This window comes from Streptomyces sp. Rer75 (genome assembly GCF_013414305.1).
Classification (GTDB): Bacteria; Actinomycetota; Actinomycetes; order Streptomycetales; family Streptomycetaceae; genus Streptomyces; species Streptomyces himastatinicus.
This window is the reverse complement of the sequence record NZ_CP058693.1, coordinates 4866988-4887518: the sequence shown is the minus strand read 5'-3', so window position 1 is coordinate 4887518 and position 20531 is coordinate 4866988. Positions and strand designations below refer to the sequence as shown.

General features: G+C 70.8%; 18 protein-coding genes and 2 pseudogenes. 9 read left to right on the top strand and 11 right to left on the bottom strand.

The genetic code is table 11. The features are described from left to right. Positions 1–5: 5 nt before the first annotated feature. Entirely contained in the window at positions 6–935 is a 930-nt protein-coding gene (locus HYQ63_RS20595) for a metallophosphoesterase (RefSeq protein WP_179935281.1), read from the bottom strand. 77 nt (positions 936–1012) lie between these two features. Between HYQ63_RS20595 and HYQ63_RS20590 the strand changes: the two genes are divergently transcribed. Then, the gene (locus tag HYQ63_RS20590; protein ID WP_009716731.1) at positions 1013–1483 is read left to right on the top strand and encodes a GatB/YqeY domain-containing protein; all 471 of its coding nucleotides are present in this window, start codon (positions 1013–1015) and stop codon (positions 1481–1483) included. Between the two features lie 122 nt (positions 1484–1605). Here HYQ63_RS20590 and HYQ63_RS20585 read toward each other — a convergent pair whose 3' ends face one another. Beyond that, a complete protein-coding gene (locus HYQ63_RS20585) occupies positions 1606–3843 on the bottom strand; it encodes a transglycosylase domain-containing protein (protein ID WP_179935280.1) in 2238 nt (745 codons plus the stop codon). Positions 3844–4249: 406 nt separating this feature from the next. Between HYQ63_RS20585 and HYQ63_RS20580 the strand changes: the two genes are divergently transcribed. Continuing rightward, positions 4250–4585 (top strand): WhiB family transcriptional regulator, encoded by a 336-nt coding sequence (locus HYQ63_RS20580; protein WP_030829787.1) that lies wholly within the window; start codon positions 4250–4252, stop codon positions 4583–4585. A 526-nt stretch (positions 4586–5111) separates the two neighbouring features. Here HYQ63_RS20580 and HYQ63_RS20575 read toward each other — a convergent pair. Next, the gene (locus HYQ63_RS20575) at positions 5112–6455 is read right to left on the bottom strand and encodes an ArsA family ATPase (protein ID WP_179935279.1); all 1344 of its coding nucleotides are present in this window, start codon (positions 6453–6455) and stop codon (positions 5112–5114) included. A gap of 112 nt (positions 6456–6567) precedes the next feature. After that, entirely contained in the window at positions 6568–7545 is a 978-nt protein-coding gene (locus HYQ63_RS20570; protein WP_179935278.1) for an ArsA-related P-loop ATPase, read from the bottom strand. Between the two features lie 72 nt (positions 7546–7617). Between HYQ63_RS20570 and HYQ63_RS20565 the strand changes: the two genes are divergently transcribed. The 4 genes from HYQ63_RS20565 to HYQ63_RS20550 all read left to right on the top strand — a co-directional run bounded on the left by HYQ63_RS20565 (position 7618) and on the right by HYQ63_RS20550 (position 10130). After that, on the top strand, positions 7618–7776 hold the full coding sequence (locus HYQ63_RS20565; RefSeq protein WP_003967454.1) for a DUF4177 domain-containing protein: 159 nt from the start codon (positions 7618–7620) through the stop codon (positions 7774–7776). After that, on the top strand, positions 7773–8237 hold the full coding sequence (locus HYQ63_RS20560) for a RidA family protein (protein ID WP_179935277.1): 465 nt from the start codon (positions 7773–7775) through the stop codon (positions 8235–8237). The genes HYQ63_RS20565 and HYQ63_RS20560 overlap by 4 nt, the downstream gene beginning before the upstream one ends. A gap of 82 nt (positions 8238–8319) precedes the next feature. After that, positions 8320–9303 carry an NUDIX hydrolase gene (locus HYQ63_RS20555; protein WP_179935276.1) on the top strand — a complete coding sequence of 328 codons (984 nt, stop codon included), beginning with the start codon at positions 8320–8322 and terminating at the stop codon, positions 9301–9303. Continuing rightward, the gene (locus HYQ63_RS20550; protein ID WP_179935275.1) at positions 9300–10130 is read left to right on the top strand and encodes an MBL fold metallo-hydrolase; all 831 of its coding nucleotides are present in this window, start codon (positions 9300–9302) and stop codon (positions 10128–10130) included. Before HYQ63_RS20555 ends, HYQ63_RS20550 begins: the two co-directional genes overlap by 4 nt. Before the next feature lie 106 nt (positions 10131–10236). Here the strand turns inward: HYQ63_RS20550 and HYQ63_RS20545 are convergent, their stop codons facing one another. Further along, positions 10237–10911 (bottom strand): Crp/Fnr family transcriptional regulator, encoded by a 675-nt coding sequence (locus tag HYQ63_RS20545; protein ID WP_009716739.1) that lies wholly within the window; start codon positions 10909–10911, stop codon positions 10237–10239. A 249-nt stretch (positions 10912–11160) separates the two neighbouring features. On the opposite strand from HYQ63_RS20545, the gene nth reads away from it, so the two are divergent. Genes nth through HYQ63_RS20530 form a run of 3 tightly spaced genes read left to right on the top strand, consistent with a single transcriptional unit; the run spans position 11161 to position 13946 of the window. Beyond that, positions 11161–12051: an endonuclease III gene (gene nth / locus HYQ63_RS20540; protein ID WP_257231984.1), complete on the top strand. Its 891-nt coding sequence runs from the start codon at positions 11161–11163 to the stop codon at positions 12049–12051. Continuing rightward, entirely contained in the window at positions 12048–12734 is a 687-nt protein-coding gene (locus HYQ63_RS20535) for a CoA pyrophosphatase (RefSeq protein WP_179935273.1), read from the top strand. Before nth ends, HYQ63_RS20535 begins: the two co-directional genes overlap by 4 nt. A 12-nt stretch (positions 12735–12746) precedes the next feature. Next, positions 12747–13946, top strand: coding sequence for a MarP family serine protease (locus tag HYQ63_RS20530; protein WP_179935272.1), 1200 nt, complete (start codon positions 12747–12749; stop codon positions 13944–13946). 110 nt (positions 13947–14056) lie between these two features. Here the strand turns inward: HYQ63_RS20530 and HYQ63_RS44815 are convergent, their stop codons facing one another. The 6 genes and pseudogenes from HYQ63_RS44815 to HYQ63_RS20505 all read right to left on the bottom strand — a co-directional run. Beyond that, on the bottom strand, positions 14057–14263 hold the full coding sequence (locus HYQ63_RS44815) for a hypothetical protein (protein ID WP_257231983.1): 207 nt from the start codon (positions 14261–14263) through the stop codon (positions 14057–14059). A 169-nt stretch (positions 14264–14432) separates the two neighbouring features. Beyond that, a pseudogene (locus HYQ63_RS20525) lies at positions 14433–15303 on the bottom strand (alpha/beta fold hydrolase). Then, positions 15300–15761, bottom strand: coding sequence for a phage holin family protein (locus tag HYQ63_RS20520; protein ID WP_179935271.1), 462 nt, complete (start codon positions 15759–15761; stop codon positions 15300–15302). The pseudogene HYQ63_RS20525 and the gene HYQ63_RS20520 overlap by 4 nt, the downstream one beginning before the upstream one ends. A gap of 115 nt (positions 15762–15876) precedes the next feature. After that, complete coding sequence (gene nhaA, locus HYQ63_RS20515; protein WP_179935270.1) at positions 15877–17268, bottom strand: Na+/H+ antiporter NhaA; 1392 nt, start codon at positions 17266–17268, stop codon at positions 15877–15879. A 243-nt stretch (positions 17269–17511) separates the two neighbouring features. Next, entirely contained in the window at positions 17512–19473 is a 1962-nt protein-coding gene (acs, locus tag HYQ63_RS20510; RefSeq protein WP_179935269.1) for an acetate--CoA ligase, read from the bottom strand. 105 nt (positions 19474–19578) lie between these two features. Next, positions 19579–20463: pseudogene (locus tag HYQ63_RS20505) on the bottom strand (carbonic anhydrase); the annotation flags it as partial. Positions 20464–20531: the final 68 nt, after the last annotated feature.

The following is a 20531-nucleotide window of genomic DNA, read 5'->3' as shown; positions in this document are numbered from 1 at the left end:
GTGGGTCAGGGGGCCTGGGGGGTGAGGGTGAGGAGGGTGGCCTCCGGGGGGCAGGCGAAGCGGACGGGGGTGTAGCGGTTGGTGCCGCAGCCTGCGGAGACGTGGAGGTAGGAGGTGTGGCCCCCGGCCTCGTGGGTGGAGAGGCCCTTGACCCGGCGGGTGTCCAGGTCGCAGTTGGTGACCAGGGCGCCGTAGAAGGGGATGCACAGCTGGCCGCCGTGGGTGTGGCCCGCGAGGATCAGGGGGTAGCGGTCGGCGGTGAAGGCGTCGAGGACGCGGAGGTACGGGGCGTGGACGACGGCGAGGGAGAGGTCCGCGCCGGATTCGGGGCCGCCGGCCACCTCGGCGTAGCGGTCGCGCTTGATGTGCGGGTCGTCGAGGCCGGTGAGGGCGATCTCGATGTCGTCCAGCTTGAGCCGGCCGCGGGTGTTCGACAGGCCGACCCAGCCGGCCGCGTCGAAGGCGTCGCGGATCTCCGTCCACGGGTTGTGGACGGCGCCGACGGCCGGGGCGTTGCCGTTCAGACCGTGACGGCCGCTGGCCTTTTCCATCAGGTAGCGGGCGGGGTTGCGCAGCTTCGGTCCGTAGTAGTCGTTGGAGCCGAAGACGTACGCGCCGGGGAACTCCATCAGCGGGCCGAGCGCGTCGAGGACCTCGGGGACGCCTTCCGGGTCCGAGAGGTTGTCGCCGGTGTTCACGACGAAGTCGGGGCGCAGACCGGCGAGCGACTGGAGCCAGCGCTGCTTCTTGCGCTGCCCGCTCACCATGTGGATGTCGGAGACCTGGAGGACGCGCAGCGGCCGCATGCCGCGCGGCAGCACGGGTACGGTGATGCGGCGGAGCCTGAAGGACCGCACTTCGAAGCCGACGGCGTAGGCGAGACCGGCTGCGCCGACCGCCGTGATTCCCAGAGGTACTCCGTATCGCGCGCGCATGGTCCCCATGGTCGCAGAACGCCGCCGGGGGAGAAATCTTCGGGTGATTCCCGGCCAGTGCTGGCAGACTCGACGCCATGACCACCACGCTCAAGTCCAGGCTGCACGACGATCTCACCGCAGCGATCAAGGCGCGCGATGAGCTGCGCTCCTCCACGCTCCGGCTCACGATCACCGCGATCTCGAAGGAAGAGGTCTCGGGGGAGAGCTCCCGGGAGCTGTCCGATGCCGAGGTGGAGAAGATCATCGCGCGCGAGGCGAAGAAGCGCCGCGAGGCGGCCGAGGCGTTCGACAAGGGCGGCCGGGCGGCGCAGGCCGAGCGGGAGCGGGCCGAGGGCGAGGTGCTCGCCGGGTACCTGCCGCAGCCGCTGACGGACGACGAGCTGGACGCCCTGGTCGCGGAGGCGGTCCGGGAGGCCGCCGCGGGCGGCGCCGAGGGGCCGCGGGCGATGGGCGCGGTGATGAAGATCGTGAACCCGAAGATCGCGGGCCGGGCCGAGGGCGGCCGGGTCGCCGCCGCGGTGAAGCGGCAGCTCGCGGGCGGGTAGGGGAGACACGGAAAAGGGGCCCGGACGATCTCTCGTCCGGGCCCCTTCCGCGCTCAGTAGGCTTCCGTGCTCTCGGCTTCCGTGCTCGGTCGGCTTCCGTGCTCAGCCGGCCGCGGGTACCGCTACCGCGGCCACTCGAAGCCGCCGTTCCCATTGCCACCGTTCCCGTTGCCGCCGATCACGCCCGGCGGGAGGGAGATGTCCGGCCAGGGGTTGTCCCCGCCGCCGTTCCCGGGCTTCTCACGGCCGGGCTTCTCGCCGCCCGGCTTCTTGGGCGGGGAGGGCTTGCGCGCGTTGGGGTCATTGATCGGCACGCTGACGAAGTTCGGCGCGGGCTTGCCGTTCAGCGCGCCGCTCATCGCGTCCTTCCAGATGGGGCCGGGGGTATCCGCGCCGTAGACCTTGTCGTGGTAGGCACCGCCGATGGTGATGTTCTCCATCTTGAGGTCGCTGGCGCCCGGGCCGCCGCCGACCCACACGGCGCCCGCGAGGTTCGGGGTGTAGCCGACGAACCAGGCGGCCCTGCGCTCATCCGTCGTACCCGTCTTGCCGGCGCTCGCCCGGCTCTGGAGACCGGCCTTCTTGCCGGTGCCGTCCTCGACCACACCGCGCAGCAGGGTGTTGATCGTGTCCGCGGTCTTCTCGGACATCGCGCGCGAGCACTTCGACTGCGGCACCTTCAGCTTCTTGCCGCCGGGGCCGGTGATCGAGTCGATGAAGACCGGGGAGCAGTAGACGCCGCGGTTGGCGAAGGTCGCGTACGCGTTGGCCATGGTCAGCGGGGAGAAGCCCTCGGTGCCGAGGGTGAGGGACGGCACCTGGTGGTGCTCCTTGCCGTCGGCCCGCTCCACGCCCATCTTGTCGGCCAGCTCGGTCACCGGGCAGACGCCGATGTCGCTGATCAGCTGGACGAAGTAGGTGTTGACCGACTTCGCGGTCGCCTCCTTCATCCCGTACGGGCCGCGCTCGGACTCGTTCTCGTTCTCGACCGTCGCGCCCTCGTTGTTGCTCCAGGTGCCCTTGCAGGTGCTGACCGGGCTCGGGTACTCCATCTTGTACGGCGAGGAGTAGCTCTTGTACGGCTTGGTGCCCCGCTCGAGGGCGGCCGCGGCGGTGATCGGCTTGAACGTGGACCCCACCTGGAAGCCGTAGTTCGAGCCGCCCATGGAGTGGTCCGCGGAGAGGTTGATCTGGGTCTGGTCCTTGCCGAAGCCGTACGGCTTGGACTGGCCCATGCCCAGGACCTTGCCGGTGCCCGGCTCGACGAGCGAGACGGCGGTGGCGGCCTTGTCGGACTGGTACACATGGGACTTGATCGACTTCTGGACCGACTCCTGCGCCTGCGGGTCCAGCGTCGTGCGGATCGTCAGGCCGCCCTGGTTCCAGCGCTTGGCGCGCGTCGCCGCCGTCTTCCCGAAGACCGGGTCGTTGAGGAAGATCTGGCGGACGTAGTCGCAGTAGAAGCCCGCGCCCTTGACGGCCGTGATGCAGCCGCTGCGGGGCATGCTGACATCGAGGCCGAGCGGCTTCTTCTTGGCGGCGGCGGCCTGGGCCGGGGTGATGTCCTTCATGTCGGCCATGCGCTGGAGCACGGTGTTGCGGCGGGCCTTCGCGGTGTCCGGGTTGGTGACCGGGTCGTAGCGGCTCGGCGACTGGACGAGACCGGCCAGCAGCGCGGCCTGCTCCACCTTCAGGTCCTTGGCGGACTTGCTGAAGTAGCGCTGGGAGGCGGCCTCGATGCCGTAGGCCTGCTGCCCGAAGTACGTGATGTTGAGGTAGTTCTCCAGGATCCGCTTCTTGCCCAGTTCCTTCTCGACCTGGATCGCGTACTTCAGTTCCTTGATCTTGCGGCCGATGGACTGCTGGGTGGCCTCGGCGAACTTCTCCTTGCTGTTGCCCGCCTCCTCGACGAAGACGTTCTTCACGTACTGCTGGGTGAGGGTGGACGCGCCCTGCGAGACCCCGCCGCTCTGCGCGTTCCGGTTGGCGGCGCGCAGGATGCCCTTGAGGTCGACCGCCCCGTGCTCGTAGAAGCGCGCGTCCTCGATCGCGACGATCGCCTTGCGCATATACGGGGAGATGTCGCCCAGCTTCACGATGGTGCGGTCGCGCGAGTAGACCTTCGCGATCTCCCCGCCCTTCGCGTCCAGGATGGTCGTCCGCTGGCTGAGCGGCGGCGTTTTGAGATTGGCCGGAATATCGTCGAATTCCTGGACCGTTTCCTTGGCGGTGAGGCCGAAAGCCCCGACGGCGGGAAGCGCGAGCCCGGCCATCACGGCGCCGGCCAGCGCGCTGACGCCGAGGAACTTGGCGGCCTGTTGAGCGGTGGACAGCCCTCCGCCCGAGCGCGTGTAACCCATAAGAGGCAGCCTACGTGGCGAATCGCCGGACAGGGGACCGCCTGTTCGCATACGCTGTTTCACGCCAGTCACGCATGTGCTGCTGCGCCACATCGCACCGCATCGCACCACATCCCCGCCTCCACTCGAGTGAGTGATGAGACGTGCCCGGATTGTGGCCCCGTGTCACGAGCTGCCCGGCGTTCGCCGGGTGAACTGCCCTGGTTTGCACCAGTAATCGCAAATGTCGTCAGCTCACTCCGTTGGGTGATCTGCCGCGTACCCATAGTCCGTTCGGGCCATCCAAGATTGGGCCCGGAGGGTGTGGTGCGCCCTGCTTGCCTTCCGTAACGTCCTCAACTGGCGACGGTGAATATGCCGTTTGTCGCCGTGGGGGAGCTCCGATTCGGGAGAGGACGGCGCCAGCATGGGCTGGGTAACCGACTGGAGTGCGCAGGCCGCCTGCCGCACTACTGATCCAGATGAACTGTTCGTCCAGGGCGCGGCACAGAACAGGGCCAAAGCGGTCTGCACCGGATGCCCGGTGCGCACCGAGTGCCTTGCGGATGCCTTGGACAACCGTGTCGAGTTCGGTGTGTGGGGAGGGATGACCGAGCGTGAGCGGAGGGCGCTGCTGCGCCGCCGCCCGACGGTGACCTCCTGGCGAAGGCTGCTGGAGACCGCACGCACCGAGTACGAGCGCAGCGCGGGCATTCTGCCCTTCGACGACGAAGAGTACGAGCGCTTCGCTGCCGTCGGATAGCGGTCGGCCGGCAGGCCGGTTCGTGACGACGACGTCGCATCGCATCACAACTTCATCTCACCCACCCCTCGTCACGGGCTTTTCTCTCATCTGCGACGGGACGAGGAAGGGTGTACGACACGAGTACGGCCGCGACCGTGGTCGCGGCCGGTCGTGGCCGGGCGAGGTGGTTCACGGGCATGGGGGCCTGCGGACCTTGGGGCAGCCCGCCACGCCATGGACGACGACGTGCATGGGCGACGACGTGCGGAGCGTGACGGCGCGGACGATTGGGGATCCGCGGCGGGCGCTGTGACCGTCCCGGCCGTGTGCCGTGCCGGGCGCACCTGCGTATGACTACGCACTGGGTACGCCACGGCCTGGGCACGCGCGCCATGCCGCAGCCGTGCCATGCCGCACCCATGCCGGGCCGCACCCTGTCGCCATGGGTACGCAGCGCCATGCGTACACGCGCCCTGGGTACTTGGGTAGGCGTCAGCCTGCCCTGACGGCTCTCGTGTCGGCTGCACTCACCATGGGCTGGGCGTCAGCCTGCCGTGCGCTTGGGCCGGTCCGCCGGGGCCGCCGCGAGGCGATCGCCGATCGCCCGCAGCCCTGCCAGGTCGTGTACATCTCCAGGGAGCGCGGCCACTTGGGCCACCGGAACTTCGGGGTGCAACGCCGTGAAGCGGTCGTGTGTGCGCTGCTCGCGTCCGAGCACCTGCATACGCTCCGCATGCAGCCGGAGCAGTCCCGCGGCAAGCCGCTCCGCCGACGTGGGGGAGACGTCGGGTTCCGCTACCGAGGAATTGTCCGCTGCTGAGGCGTTCCGGGCTTGAGCATTCCCTGAGTCGGGATCGACAAATCCGTCGGCACCAAGATTTTCTGCCCCCTCACCGGGGTTGGCCGGAACGCTACCCTCCCCCGGCGGATCCGGAACGGTGGCGCTCTTCAGGGACAGCGTCTCCGCCGCAGCCAGGGCCCGTTCCGCCGACAGTTGTTCGGCGCCGCTGCCGTGCACCCGGTTCAGTACGAGACCGGCCAGCGGCATCTGATCCGCGGCCAGCCGCTCCACGAAATAGGCGGCCTCCCGCAGGGCGTCCCGCTCCGGGGCGGCCACCACCAGGAAGGCCGTACCGGGCGCCTGGAGGAGCCGGTAGGTGGCCTCGGCGCGGGTGCGGAACCCGCCGAACATGGTGTCCATCGCAGCCGCGAACGTTTGCACATCGCGCATCAGCTGCCCGCCGAGGACCTTGCTGACCGTGCCCGTCATCATCGATACGCCCACGTTCAGGAACTTCATCCCGGCCCGGCCGCCGACCTTCGCCGGAGCCATCAGCACCCGGATGAACTTCCCGTCCAGAAACGAGCCGAGCCGCTTCGGGGCGTCCAGGAAGTCCAGCGCCGACCGGCTCGGAGGCGTATCGACGATGATCAGGTCCCATTCCTCGCGGGCCCGCAGCTGGCCGAGCTTCTCCATGGCCATGTATTCCTGCGTGCCCGCGAACCCGGCCGAAAGCGATTGGTAGAAGGGGTTCGCCAGGATCGCGCGGGCGCGCTCGGGGTCGGCGTGCGCCTCGACGAACTCGTCGAAGGTCCGCTTCATGTCCAGCATCATGGCGTGCAGTTCGCCGCCCGCCTCGTCCCCGACGCCCTCCACCCGCCGCGGGACGTTGTCGAGCGCGTCGATGCCCATGGACTGCGCGAGCCGGCGGGCCGGGTCGATGGTGAGGACGACGACCTTGCGTCCGCGCTCGGCGGCCCGTACGCCCAGGGCGGCGGCCGTCGTGGTCTTGCCCACACCGCCGGAGCCGCAGCACACCACGATGCGGGTCTGCGGGTCGTCCAGCAGCGCGTCGGTCTCCAGCCGGGGTGCCACGTCCATGCTCATGCCGCCTCCTGCGTACGGCGTGTGCCGCTCCTGCGGCGTGTGCGGCTCGTGCTGTTCGTGCCGTTGGTGCCGCCCGTACGGGGCGCGCCGCCGGGGACGCGCGCCGTGCCCGTCACGACGGCCACTGCTTGCGCAGATCCGCCGCCAGCCGGTACAGCCCGGCCAGGTCGACGCCGTCCGTCAGCAGCTCCAGCTCGTGCAGCGGCAGGTCAAGACCGGCCAGCTCGGACCGCTGCGCCCGCTCCAGGGCGACGCGCTCCGCGTGCTCGCGCGCCTGCTCCAGCAGCGGGTCGACCAGCCGCTCGGCGAGGCCGCCGCGGCGCGCGCCGCCCAGCCCGGCCTGCGAGAGCGCCTTGGCGACGGCCGTGCGGCGGCCGTTGGCGGCGGCGTCGACGGCCTCGTGGTCGAGGATCGCGGGCCGCACCATGTTGACGATGACCGCGCCCGTCGGAAGATCGTCCGAGCGCAGCTCCGCGATGCCGTCCGCGGTCTCCTGGACCGGCATCTCCTCCAGCAACGTCACCATGTGGACGGCCGTCTGGGGCGACTTCAGGACGCGCATCACGGCCTGGGCCTGGTTGTGTATCGGGCCGGTCCGGGCCAGCCCCGCCACCTCGTGGTTGACGTTCAGGAAGCGGGTGATCCGGCCGGTCGGCGGGGCGTCCATGATCACGGAGTCGTAGGCGAAGCGGCCGTCCTTGCCCTTGCGGCGCACCGCCTCGCACGCCTTGCCGGTCAGCAGGACGTCCCGCAGCCCGGGCGCGATCGTGGTCGCGAAGTCGATCGCGCCGAGCTTCTTCAGGGCGCGCCCCGCCGAACCGAGCTTGTAGAACATGTGGAGGTAGTCCAGGAGCGCGAACTCCGGATCGATCGCGAGGGCGTGGACTTCCCCGCCGCCCGGCGCGGTCGCGATCTTGCGTTCTTCATAGGGCAGCGGTTCCGTTTCGAAGAGCTGCGCGATGCCCTGGCGGCCTTCGACCTCGACCAGCAGTGTGCGCCTGCCATCGGCCGCGAGGGCCAGCGCGAGTGCGGCGGCGACCGTGGTCTTGCCGGTTCCGCCCTTGCCACTGACGACATGGAGCCTGCTCACACTGGGGAGCCTAACCAGTCCCCCCACGGGCTACGCACCAGGCCCCGGGAGTGAGGCATTACAGTCGGCTGCATGACGAAGTGGGAATACGCGACCGTGCCGCTGCTCGTACACGCCACGAAGCAGATTCTGGACACCTGGGGCGAGGACGGCTGGGAGCTCGTCCAGGTCGTGCCCGGGCCGAACAACCCCGAGCAGCTGGTGGCCTACCTGAAGCGGGAGAAGGCGTGACAGCCGTCGAGGAGAAGCTCGCCGGGCTCGGCCTGAGCCTGCCCGAGGTCGCGGCGCCGCTCGCCAGTTACGTTCCGGCGGTTCGCACCGGGCCGTACGTCTACACCGCGGGCCAGCTGCCGCTGGTCGACGGGAAGCTGGGCGTGACCGGCAAGGTCGGCGCGGAGGTGACGCCGGAGGAGGCCAAGGAGCTGGCGCGCACCTGTGCGCTGAACGCGCTGGCCGCCGTGAAGTCGGTGGTCGGCGACCTCGACAAGGTCGTGCGGGTGGTGAAGGTCGTCGGCTTCGTCGCCTCGGCCCAGGACTTCACCGGGCAGCCGGGCGTCGTCAACGGCGCGAGCGAGCTGCTGGGCGAGGCGCTGGGCGACGCGGGCGTGCACGCGCGCAGCGCGGTCGGCGTGGCGGTGCTGCCGCTGGACGCGCCGGTCGAGGTGGAGATCCAGGTCGAGGTCGCGGACTAGTCCCTGGTCAGGGCCCTTGGTGGGGTCCGGGCCCCGGCCGGGGCCCCTCGAACATCCGCCCGCAAACGCATAGCATCCGGCCATGTCCACTACGAATGGCCAGTGGTATCCACCCGAGTGGCCAGAGCGCATCCGGTTGTTGTCGGCCGGTGAGCTGACGCCGGTGACGCCGCGCCGGGCCGCCACCGTGCTGCTGCTGCGGGACGGACCGGACGGTGCGCCGGGCGGGCAGGACGGGGAGCACGGGGCGAACGGGGAACGGTTCGGAACGAACGGCGAGGGCGACGGCGACCGCGGCGGCGATGCGGCCGGGCCCGCCGTGTACATGCTGCGCAGACGCGCCTCCATGGCCTTCGCCGGAGGCGCGTACGCCTATCCGGGTGGCTCGGTGGACCCGCGCGACGAGCGGATGGTCGCCTGGGCCGGGCCCTCGCGCGCCCAGTGGGCGCGGCGGCTGGGCCTCGACGAGAGCGACGCGACGCAGGCGCAGGCCATCGTGTGCGCGGCGGTCCGGGAGACCTTCGAGGAGGCCGGCGTGCTCCTCGCGGGCCCGACCCCGCACACGGTCGTAGCGGACACCACGGGCGACGACTGGGAGGCGGACCGGCTGTCGCTGGTCGCCCGGGATCTGTCGTTCGCCGAATTCCTCGACCGGCGCGGGCTGGTGCTCCGTTCGGACCTGCTGGGCGGCTGGGCCCGCTGGATCACGCCGGAGTTCGAACCGCGCCGCTACGACACCTGGTTCTTTGTGGCTGCGCTGCCGCGGGGGCAGCGTACGCGCAACGCCTCCACGGAGGCGGACCGTACGGTCTGGATCCGCCCCGGGGACGCGGCCGACGGCTACGACCGGGGCGAGCTGCTGATGATGCCGCCGACCATCGCGACGCTGCGGCAGCTGCGGCCGTACGGCACGGTCCACGACGCGCTGGTGGCCGCCGTGGACCAGGACCTGACCCCCGTGCTCGCACAGGCCCGGCTGGAGGGCGACGAACTGGTGCTGAGCTGGCCGGGCCACGACGAGTTCACCAAGCACATCCCGGGTACCGCGGGGGAGTCCGAAGCATGACGTACGCAGCCTCCCTGCCCGGGCAGCCGCGCGGGGGCGCGGTCGGCGGCCCGGCGACCGACCGCGCCGTGTGCGTCCTCGCGCCGAATCCGTCGCCCATGACGCTGGACGGCACCAACACCTGGATCGTCGCCGAACCGGACTCCGATCTCGCCGTCGTCATCGACCCCGGCCCACTGGACGACGGCCACCTCCGGAACGTGATCGCGACGGCGGAGCGGGCCGGGAAGCGGATCGCGCTGACGCTGCTGACCCACGGCCACCCCGACCACGCGGAGGGCGCCGTCCGTTTCGCCGAGCTGACCCGGACGCGGGTCCGGGCGCTGGACCCGGAGCTGCGGCTGGGCGACGAGGGGCTGGAGCAGGGGGACGTCATAACCACCGGCGGTCTGGAGCTGCGGGTGGTGCCCACGCCCGGCCACACCGCCGACTCGCTGTCCTTCCACCTCCCCGCCGACGCCGCCGTCCTGACGGGCGACACGGTGCTCGGGCGCGGTACGACGGTCGTCGCGCATCCGGACGGGCGGCTCGGCGACTACCTGGACTCCCTGCGGCGGCTGCGGTCGCTCACCGTGGACGACGGGGTGGGTACGGTGCTGCCGGGCCACGGCCCGGTGCTGAACGACGCGCAGGGCGCGGTGGAGTACTACCTGGCGCACCGCGCCAACCGCCTCGCGCAGGTCGAGACGGCGGTCGAGAGCGGCCACCGCACGCCCTCGGAGGTCGTGGCGCACGTGTACGCGGACGTGGACCGGTCGCTGTGGCCGGCGGCGGAGCTGTCGGTGCGGGCTCAGCTGGACTATCTGGGCGAGCACGGGCTGATCTGAGACCGGGCTGATCCGAAGGCGCGGACCGATCCGAGCGCGGGCTGGCCCGGGAAACGGCGAAGGGCCCCGGCCGGGATTCCGGCAGGGGCCCTTGCGGCGTCTTGCGTCAGCGGGAGCGCTTGGCCAGCCGCTCGACGTCCAGCAGGATCACGGCGCGCGCCTCCAGCCGCAGCCAGCCGCGGCCCGCGAAGTCGGCGAGCGCCTTGTTGACGGTCTCGCGGGAGGCGCCGACCAGCTGGGCCAGCTCCTCCTGGGTCAGGTCGTGGACGACGTGGATGCCCTCCTCCGACTGCACGCCGAAGCGGCGCGACAGGTCGAGCAGGGCCCGGGCGACCCGGCCGGGCACGTCGGAGAAGACGAGGTCGGACATCTGGTCGTTGGTCTTGCGCAGGCGCCGGGCCACGGCGCGCAGCAGCGCGGAGGCGACCTCGGGGCGGGCGTTGAGCCACGGCTGGAGGTCGCCGTGGCCGAGGCCGAGCAGCTTGACCTCGGTGAGGGCGCTGGCGGTGGCGGTGCGCGGGCCGGGGTCGAAGAGCGAGAGCTCGCCGATCAGCTCGCCCGGGCCGAGTACGGCCAGCATGTTCTCGCGGCCGTCGGGAGAGGTGCGGTGGAGCTTCACCTTGCCCTCGGTGACCACGTACAGGCGGTCGCCCGGGTCCCCTTCGTGGAAGAGGGCGTCACCCCGCGCGAGGGTTGCCTCTCCCATGGAGGCGCGCAGCTCAGCGGCCTGCTCGTCATCGAGCGCCGCGAAGAGCGGGGCGCGCCGCAGAACGTCGTCCACGAGTCTCTCCTTGTCGACATGCACAGGGGACCGTCGTCCCCATGATGCCGGACGGTAAAACAGTGCGATCAATCACAAGTTTGACGCACTGGCCTGCCGGACCGTGCGGCAGGGGTCCGATTGGGCGCGGTCTCGTCGGTGGCCCGGCCGGATGTCGGTGGCGGGGCTTAGGCTGGCCGGGTGTCCAATACGCCGGTGAGAGCACGGGGCAAGGGGGCCGAACGGGTGACCGCATCTCGTAATTCTGCTGTGGGCGAACAAGTGCGTGCCGAGCCGACGAAAGCGGCGAAGGCACCCAAATCTGCTCAGCCAGCGAAGACCGCCAAGACCGCGAAGACCGCGAAGTCGGCCAAGACCGCGAAGCCCTCCCGGCCGGAATCCCAGCTCGCGCTCGTCCGCCGCGCCCGGCGCATCAACCGCGAGCTGGCCGATGTCTACCCGTATGCCCACCCCGAGCTGGATTTCGAGAACCCGTTCCAGCTGCTGGTCGCCACGGTCCTGTCCGCCCAGACCACCGACCTGCGGGTCAACCAGACCACCCCCGCGCTCTTCGCCGCCTACCCGACCCCCGAGGACATGGCGGCCGCCGACCCCGAGGCGCTGGAGCAGCTGATCAGGCCCACCGGCTTCTTCCGTGCCAAGGCCAAGTCCCTGCTGGGCCTCTCCGCCGCGCTGCGCGACCGCTTCGACGGCGAGGTGCCGGGGCGCCTGAAGGACCTGGTCACGCTGCCCGGCGTCGGCCGCAAGACGGCCAATGTGGTCCTCGGTAACGCGTTCGGGGTGCCCGGGCTCACCGTGGACACCCACTTCGGGCGTCTGGTGCGGCGCTGGAAGTGGACGGATCAGGAGGACCCGGAGAAGGTCGAGGCGGAGATCGCCGCGCTCTTCCCGAAGAGCGAGTGGACGATGCTCTCGCACCGCATCATCTTCCACGGCCGCCGCGTGTGCCACGCCCGCAAGCCCGCCTGCGGCGCCTGCCCGATCGCCCCGCTCTGCCCGGCGTACGGGGAGGGCGAGACCGATCCGGACAAGGCGAAGAAGCTGCTGAAGTACGAGATGGGCGGCCAGCCGGGGCAGCGGCTGCGCCCACCCGCCGACTACCCGGGGAGCCCTGCCGCCCCGCTGGGAGCCGCCGGATGACGAGCACGTACGGCGGAGGCGTGGGGGTCAGCTCACAGGGGCTGCCCGAGTGGCTGCTCCCCGTGGCACGGGCGGCCGAGACGATCGAGCCGCACCAGCTGAGCCGGTTCCTGCCGCCGCCGCACGGCGGCGGCCGCCCCTCCGCCGTGCTGGTGCTCTTCGGGGAGGGCCCCGGCGGCCCCGAGCTGCTGCTGATGGAGCGGTCGGGCTCGCTGCGCTCGCACGCGGGCCAGCCGTCCTTCCCCGGCGGCGCGCTCGACCCCGAGGACGGTGATCCGGACGGGGCCGGTCCGCTGCATGCGGCGCTGCGCGAGGCCGAGGAGGAGACGGGGCTGGACCCCGCGGGTGTCCAGGTCTTCGCCGTCCTGCCGCGCCTGTACATCCCGGTGAGCGGCTTCGTCGTGACGCCCGTCCTGGGCTGGTGGCGGCGGCCGAGCCCGGTCGGGCCGGTGGACCCCGCCGAGACGGCCCGGGTCTTCACGGTTCCCGTGGCGGATCTCACGGATCCGGCGAACCGGGCGACGACCGTTCACCCCAGCGGTCACCAGGGCCCGGCCTTCCTGGTCGGAGGCGCTCTGGTCTGGGGTTTCACAGCGGGAGTGATCGATCGCATACTGCACTACTCCGGCTGGGAACGACCATGGGACCGGGCGAAGCACGTCCCACTCGACTGGCGCGCGTGAGACGGTGTCCCGGTGAATGTGCTGGACATCCTGCTGCTGCTCGCCGCCGTATGGTTCGCGATCATCGGCTATCGCCAGGGCTTCGTCGTCGGCGTGCTGTCGGTGATCGGATTCATCGGCGGTGGCCTGGTCGCGGTCTATCTGCTGCCGGTCATCTGGGACGGCACCACCGATCGGGCGTCGCCCGGCACCTTCGGCGCCATCGTGGCGATCGTGCTGGTGATCGTGTGCGCGTCGGTCGGCCAGGCGGCCACGACCCACCTGGGAAACAAGCTGCGCCGGTACATCACCTGGTCACCCGCGCGCGCCCTGGACGCGACCGGCGGCGCGCTGGTGAACGTCCTGGCGATGCTGATGGTCGCCTGGCTTCTCGGCTCCCTCGTGGCCGGGACCTCGCTCCCCACCGTGAGCAAAGAGGTCCGCGAATCCAAGGTGATGTTCGGGGTCTCGCGCGTGGTCCCGGAGCAGGCCAACACCTGGTTCTCCGACTTCTCCACCGTGCTCGCGCAGGGCGGCTTCCCGCAGGTCTTCTCGCCGTTCTCGAACGAGCCGATCACCTCGGTGCCGCAGCCCGACCCGGCGCTCGCGCAGTCCCCGGTGGCCAGCCAGGCCCAGAAGAGCATCGTGAAGGTCGTCGGCACCGCCCCGAGCTGCGGCAAGGTCCTGGAGGGCACCGGCTTCGTCTTCGCACAGAACCGGGTCATGACCAACGCCCACGTGGTCGGCGGCGTCGACGACCCGACGGTGCAGATAGGCGGCGAGGGTCGGCTGTATGACGCGAAGGTCGTGCTCTACGACTGGAAGCGCGACATCGCGGTCCTCGATGTGCCCTCGCTGCAAGCCCCCGCGCTCAAGTTCACACAGGGCGACGCGAACAGCGGCGACGACGCGATCGTGGCCGGGTTCCCGGAGAACGGCGCGTTCGACGTGCGCGCGGCCCGCGTCCGCGGCCGCATCACGGCCAACGGCCCGGACATCTACCACCGTGGCACCGTGCAGCGCGACGTCTACTCGCTGTACGCGACCGTGCGCCAGGGCAACTCCGGCGGCCCGCTGCTCACCCCGCAGGGCAGGGTGTACGGCGTGGTCTTCGCCAAGTCGCTCGACGACGCGGACACGGGGTACGCGCTGACGGCGGACGAGGTGCGCAAGGATGCCGAGAAGGGGCGTACGGCCGATCAGCCGGTGGACAGCCAGGGATGTGCCCTATAGCCCCGCCCTATAGCCCCACGTTCCCGGTGTTCCAGGAGTGCCCGGTGATCCCGGTGTGTCGGGCGGTCCGGTGCTCCTGGGTGATGGAGACGCGAGCCGGTAGGTGTTGCCTACCGGCTGCGTGGATGGCGCAGCCGCGCCGAGACCCAGCGGGCACGGCGCCGGATGATGCGGGGAATCCCGACGATATTGGGGTCATGGCCTTGGGTAGGCCCGGAGCCGCTCCGCTCGGAAACGCTCAGTGCGGCATTGGCAGCAGCGGCGGCTTCGGGGCCGCGGCCGCTTGGTGCGTCACGGTAGTCGTGCGTCCAGCCCATACTCCGGACTTTGCCCGTGGCCCAAGGTCGGTAATCGCCGGTGGCTGCGGCAATTGGCCTATGCGCCAGGCAAGTGGCTGTTCGAGAAACACCTGTTCGCACGAGGCTGGCCCAGCGGCCGTTTCGCGGCCGTATCGGGGCTCGGCCCGGCGCCCGGTCCGGCGTCGGCTCAGCGGTCCGGTTCCGGGTCCTTGAGCCAGTTGATCAGCTCCGTGGAGAAGGCGTGCGGATCCTCCTCGTGCGGAAAGTGGCCGAGGCCGTCGAAGAGCCGCCAGCGGTACGGCGCCTCCACGTACTGCCCCGACCCCGCCGCGCTGCGGGTCCGCATCACCGGGTCGAGTGACCCGTGCAGGTGCAGGGTCGGCACCCGTACCGGCCGCTTCATCCGGCGGTTGAACTGGATACCGTCCGGCCGCGCCAGCGACCGCACCATCCAGCGGTACGGCTCGATCGAGCAGTGCGCGGTCGAGGGGATGGCCATCGCCCGCCGGTAGACGTCCACCGCCGCGTCCTCGGGTAGCTGCGGCCCGGACCACTCCCGGATCAGCCGCCCCACGGCCTCCGCGTCGTCCGCGACCAGCTGGCGTTCGGGCAGCCACGGCCGCTGGAAGCCCCAGATGTGGGAGCCCGCGGCGCTCTGCCTGACGTCCCCGAGCATCGCCGAGCGCCAGCGCCGCGGATGCGGCATGGAGGTCACCGCGAGCCGCCGCAGCAGCTTCGGCCGCATCACCGCGGCCGTCCACGCCAGATATCCGCCCAGGTCATGGCCGACCAAGGCGGCGTCCGGCTCACCGAGCGAGCGGATCACACCGGTGATGTCGAGGGCGAGGTTGGCCGGGTCGTACCCCCGCGGCGTACGGTCGCTGCCGCCCACTCCGCGCAGGTCCATCGCGACCGCCCGGTAGCCGGCGTCGGCGAGCGCGGTCAGCTGGTGCCGCCAGGTCCACCAGAACTGCGGAAACCCGTGGAGCAGCGACGTCCCGGTGGGTCCAGGGGCCGTCCAGCCGAACGACCGACGCGGAGATATCAGGGACGCTCATGCCGACGAGCGTGTCACATCCCGTACGGGGCGGCCGCCGTTCGCCGCGGCCCGCGGATGCGGCTTGACTTTCCCGAGGACGGCCGCCGTCTCCTTGGACGAGGCGATGGACCGCTTCGGCGCCTTGACCTTCTTGAACTTCACCAGCGCGACCAGGCCCAGGATTCCGGCGATCAGCCAGTAGATGCCGCCCACGATCAGGAAGCACCAGGCGAGGCCGAGGCCGGTCCAGGAACGCAGTCCATAGGCGAGGGCGAAGCTCAGCACCGGAAGCGAGAAGAGGATCAGCACCCCGGCCGCCACACCGGCGCCGCTGCCGAACGCGGCCTTCTTGGCACCCACCCGGAGCTCGGCCTTGGCCAGCGCGATCTCGTCGTGCATCAGCGCGGACAGCTCGGTGGTCGCCGTGGCCACCAGCTGGCCGAGGCTGCGGTTGCCGCCGTCGTCGGCTGCGCTCATCGCCATCTCCCTCTGCTCTTGTACGTCTTCCGGTCGTCTTCGCGTGTCTTCCGCGCGTGCAGGTCTTCTGCGCTGTTCCGCGGCTTTCAAGCCTCTCAGATCATGGCGTCTCAGATCATGCCGGACCATCGTCGTCGGAGCCGCCCCCGGCGGCCACTTCGGCAAGCCGCCGGTGCTCGGCTGCCTTCGCCTCATGGATCGCGGCCATGCGGAGGTGGTATTCCGGAGTGTCGCGTTCATAGACGTCGGGAATGCCGTCCATGTCCTCGTCCCGCTCCTCGTCCTGATACAGCCGCTGGTAGCGGTTGTTGCGCAGCTTGAGGAGGATGCCCGCGAGCAGCGCTGCGCACAGCGAGCCGATGAGGACCGCCGACTTCACCTCCTCGGCGAGCGCCGGATCGTCGGGGAAGGCCAGTTCTCCGATGAGGAGCGAGACGGTGAAACCAATGCCGGCGAGCGTCGCGACGGCGAACACGTCCGCCCACGCCAGGTCCTCGTTCAGCTCGGCCCTGGTGAACCGGGCGGCGCACCACGAACCACCGAAGACCCCGACGGCCTTGCCCACCACCAGGCCGAGGACGACGCCGAGCGTCTCGGGGCGGGTGAAGACGTCCGCGACGGCGTTGCCGGATATCGGGACACCGGCGGCGAACAGGGCGAACACCGGCACGGCGAGCCCGGCCGACAGGGGGCGCATCCGGTGCTCGATGCGCTCGGCGGGGGAACGGTCTTCGCCCTCGCGTACCGTGCAGCGCAGCATCAGGCCCATCGCGACGCCCGCGACGGTGGCATGCACCCCACTCGCGTGCATCAGCGCCCAGATCACCAGGGCGAGCGGGAGGTAGATGTACGCACCGCGTACGCCCTTGTGGTGCAGCAGCCGGAAGAGGGCGAGCCCGGCGAAGGACAGGCCGAGGGCGACGAAGTTGATGTCCTTGGTGAAGAAGATCGCGATGATCAGGATCGCGCCGAGGTCGTCGACGACCGCGAGCGTGAGCAGGAACGCGCGCAGGGCGGCGGGCAGCGCGGTGCCGATGACGGCCAGGACGGCGAGCGCGAAGGCGATGTCGGTGGCCGTCGGTACGGCCCAGCCCTTCATGCTGCCGCCGCCGGTCGCGTTGACGACGACGTAGACGAGCGCGGGGGCGGCCATGCCGCACAGCGCGGCGATCACGGGCAGCGCGGCGGCCTTCGGATCGCGCAGCTCGCCCGCGACCAGCTCGCGCTTCAGCTCGATGCCGGCGACGAAGAAGAAGACGGTGAGCAGGCCGTCCGTGGCCCAGGACTCCACGGACAGATGCAGATGCAGCGCCCGGGGGCCGAAGGAGAAGTCCTTGATGTCGCCGTAGACGCCGCTGAGCGGGGTGTTCGCCAGAATCAGCGCAGCGATCGCGGCGACGAGAAGGATCATGCCGCCGACGGTCTCGGTGCGCAGCGCGTCGGTGATGAACGTCCGCTCGGGGAGCGAAAGGCGGCCGAGGAACTTGCGGCTGGTGGGCGCGGCCACGGGCGGGGCCTCCTGGGTCGTCGGGCGGGTGCGGACACACGTGTGCCGTGTGCCGACCAGACTTCCCGGCGCGCCCTTGTGATCTTGACGCGTCGTTAACGCGTCAGGTTCTCACCTTAACCGGAACAGCCGAGGGGCGCTCCCGCGTGGCGGGAGCGCCCCTCGGCCGCATGACCTCGGCTCGAGCTGCTGCTAGGGCCCTTGCCCGGGCTGCTGCTCAGACCGTCGCTTCGGCTCCGCTGCTCAGTCTTCGCTGGGCGCGGACGGCAGCTTGCTCTGGATCAGCTCCATGACGGAGGAGTCGGTGAGCGTGGTGACGTCACCCAGCGCGCGGTTCTCGGCGATATCGCGCAGCAGCCGACGCATGATCTTGCCGGAGCGGGTCTTGGGCAGCTCGGCCACCGGCAGGATCCGCTTGGGCTTGGCGATCGGGCCGAGCTGCTTGGCGACATGCGCCCGCAGCTCCTCGACCAGACCTTCGTCCTCGGCCGCACCGCCGCGCAGAATGACGAAGGCACAGATCGCCTGCGTGGTCTGCGGGTCGGTGGCACCGACGACGGCGGCCTCGGCGACCTTGGGGTGTGAGACGAGCGACGACTCGACCTCGGTCGTCGAGATGTTGTGGCCGGACACCAGCATCACGTCGTCGACCCGGCCGAGCAGCCAGATGTCGCCGTCGTCGTCCTTCTTGGCGCCGTCGCCCGCGAAGTAGCGGTTCTCGAAGCGGGACCAGTAGGTGTCCAGGTAGCGCTGGTCGTCGCCCCAGATGGTGCGGAGCATCGACGGCCACGGCTCGGTGAGCACCAGATATCCGCCCGAACCGTTCGCCACCTCGTTCGCCTCGTCGTCGACGACGGTCGCGGCGATGCCGGGCAGAGCCAGCTGGGCGGAACCGGGCTTCGTCGCGGTGACGCCCGGCAGCGGGCTGATCATGATGCCGCCGGTCTCGGTCTGCCACCAGGTGTCGACGACGGGCGTCGTGTCCGCGCCGATGTTCTTGCGGTACCAGATCCACGCCTCGGGGTTGATCGGCTCGCCGACCGAGCCGAGGACGCGCAGCGAGGACAGGTCGAACTTCGCCGGGATGTCGTCGCCCCACTTCATGCACGCGCGGATCGCGGTCGGGGCGGTGTACAGGATGGTGACCCCGTACTTCTGGACGATCTCCCACCAGCGGCCCTGGTGCGGGGAGTCCGGCGTGCCCTCGTAGAGCACCTCGGTCGCTCCGTTGGAGAGCGGCCCGTAGACGATGTACGAGTGGCCCGTGACCCAGCCGACGTCGGCCGTGCACCAGAAGACGTCCGACTCCGGCTTGAGGTCGAAGACGGCGTGGTGGGTGTACGACACCTGGGTGAGGTAGCCGCCGGTGGTGTGCAGGATGCCCTTCGGCTTACCGGTGGTGCCGGAGGTGTAGAGGATGAACAGCGGGTGCTCGGCGTCGAACGCCTCGGGCGTGTGCTGCTCCGGCTGGCGGTCCACGATCTCGTGCCACCAGACGTCGCGGCCCTCGGTCCAGGCCACCTCCTGGCCGGTACGGCGGACGACCAGCACGCTGCGCACGTTCTCGGTGCCGGGACGGGTCAGGGCCTCGTCGACGGCGGGCTTGAGCGCGGACGGCTTGCCGCGGCGGTAGCCGCCGTCGGCGGTGATGATCACGCGGGCGTCGGCGTCCTGGATGCGGGTGGCGAGGGCGTCGGCCGAGAAGCCGCCGAACACCACGGAGTGCGGTGCACCGATGCGGGCGCAGGCCAGCATCGCGATCACGGCCTCCGTGATCATCGGCAGGTAGATGGCGACCCGGTCGCCCGTCCGGACCCCCAGCTCGGTCAGCGCGTGCGCCGCCTGGGAGACCTCCCGCTGAAGCTCGGCGTAGGTCAGCGAACGGGTGTCGCCCGGCTCCCCCTCGAAGTGGAGGGCAACCCGGTCGCCGAGCCCGTTCTCGACATGGCGGTCGACGCAGTTGTACGCCACGTTGAGCTTGCCGTCGGCGAACCACTTCGCGAAGGGCGGGTTCGACCAGTCGAGCGTCTCCGTCGGCTCGGTCGCCCAGGTCAGCCGACGGGCCTGCTCGGCCCAGAAGCCCAGGCGGTCCGCCTTCGCGCGCTCGTACGCCTCGGCCGTCACGTTGGCGTCCGCGGCCAGGTCGGCCGGCGGCGTAAAGCGGCGCTCCTCGCGAAGAAGGTTGGCCAGGCTTTCGTTGCTCACGACATCTCCCATTCCCAGGGTGTCCGTTGTGTCCCCGCCATAGCTCATCAGCCCCGGGCAGGCCCTGACAAGGCGCTGTCGCCGTAAATTGGTTTAGACCTGTAATCAGATCGCCTCCAGCGCTTCCGCAGATCCCCCCTTTCCGGGCTCCCGGGCGGCGGCCGGACCGGCTGCACAGAGGGCCACCGGGGTGCCGTCGTCCGGCCGGACGGCCAGGAATCGGCCCGATCCGGGCTCCAGGACGTACGCCTGAGCCTCCGCCACATGGAAATACATCCCGTGCAGCACCAGCCCTCCCTCCGCTACCCGTCGCGCGACGCAAGCGTGCGCCATCAGATGCTCCAATTGCTGCATCACGTTGATCAGCGCCAGCCGCTCCACGTCGTCGGCCACCGGCCGGTCGGCCAGTGCGACCTCGCCACGCCCCAGCCGCCCGATCCGCTCCATCCGCGCCAGCCCTGGCCTGCCGTGTCGCAGCCAGCGCGCCAGGGGCGTCTGCGCCCCGGGCGGCGCGGACGACGAGCCGAGCAGCGCCTGCATCGCCCCGCATCCGGAGTGCCCGCACACCGTGATGCTGTCGACCCTCAGCACCTCCACCGCGTACTCGATGGCCGCGCCCACCGAGTCGCAGGCGGCATCCGTGCCGGGAGGCGGCACCAGATTGCCCACATTGCGTACGGTGAACAGATCGCCGGGGCCGCTGGAGGTGATCATGCTGGTCACCAGCCGGGAGTCGGCGCAGGTGAGAAACAGCTGGGTGGGCCGCTGCCCCTCCCGGGCGAGCCGCGCCAGCTCGTCGCGCACCAGCGGCGCGGTGTTGCGCTGGAAGGCGCTCACCCCGCCCAGCAGCTGCCCCGCGCCCTCCCCGCGTCCGCGTCCGTGTCCGTCCCCGGCCGCCGGGGCGGGACGGGTGCAGTGGTGGTTGCGCCAGGGCGTCCACGGGCGGCAGGCGGGCACACCGTCCGGCTCGGCGACCGGCCGCTGCGGCCGGTTGAAGCGGCGCAGCGAGACGAAGACGACGATCGCGATCCCGGCGAGCGCGACGGCCATCAGCCCGG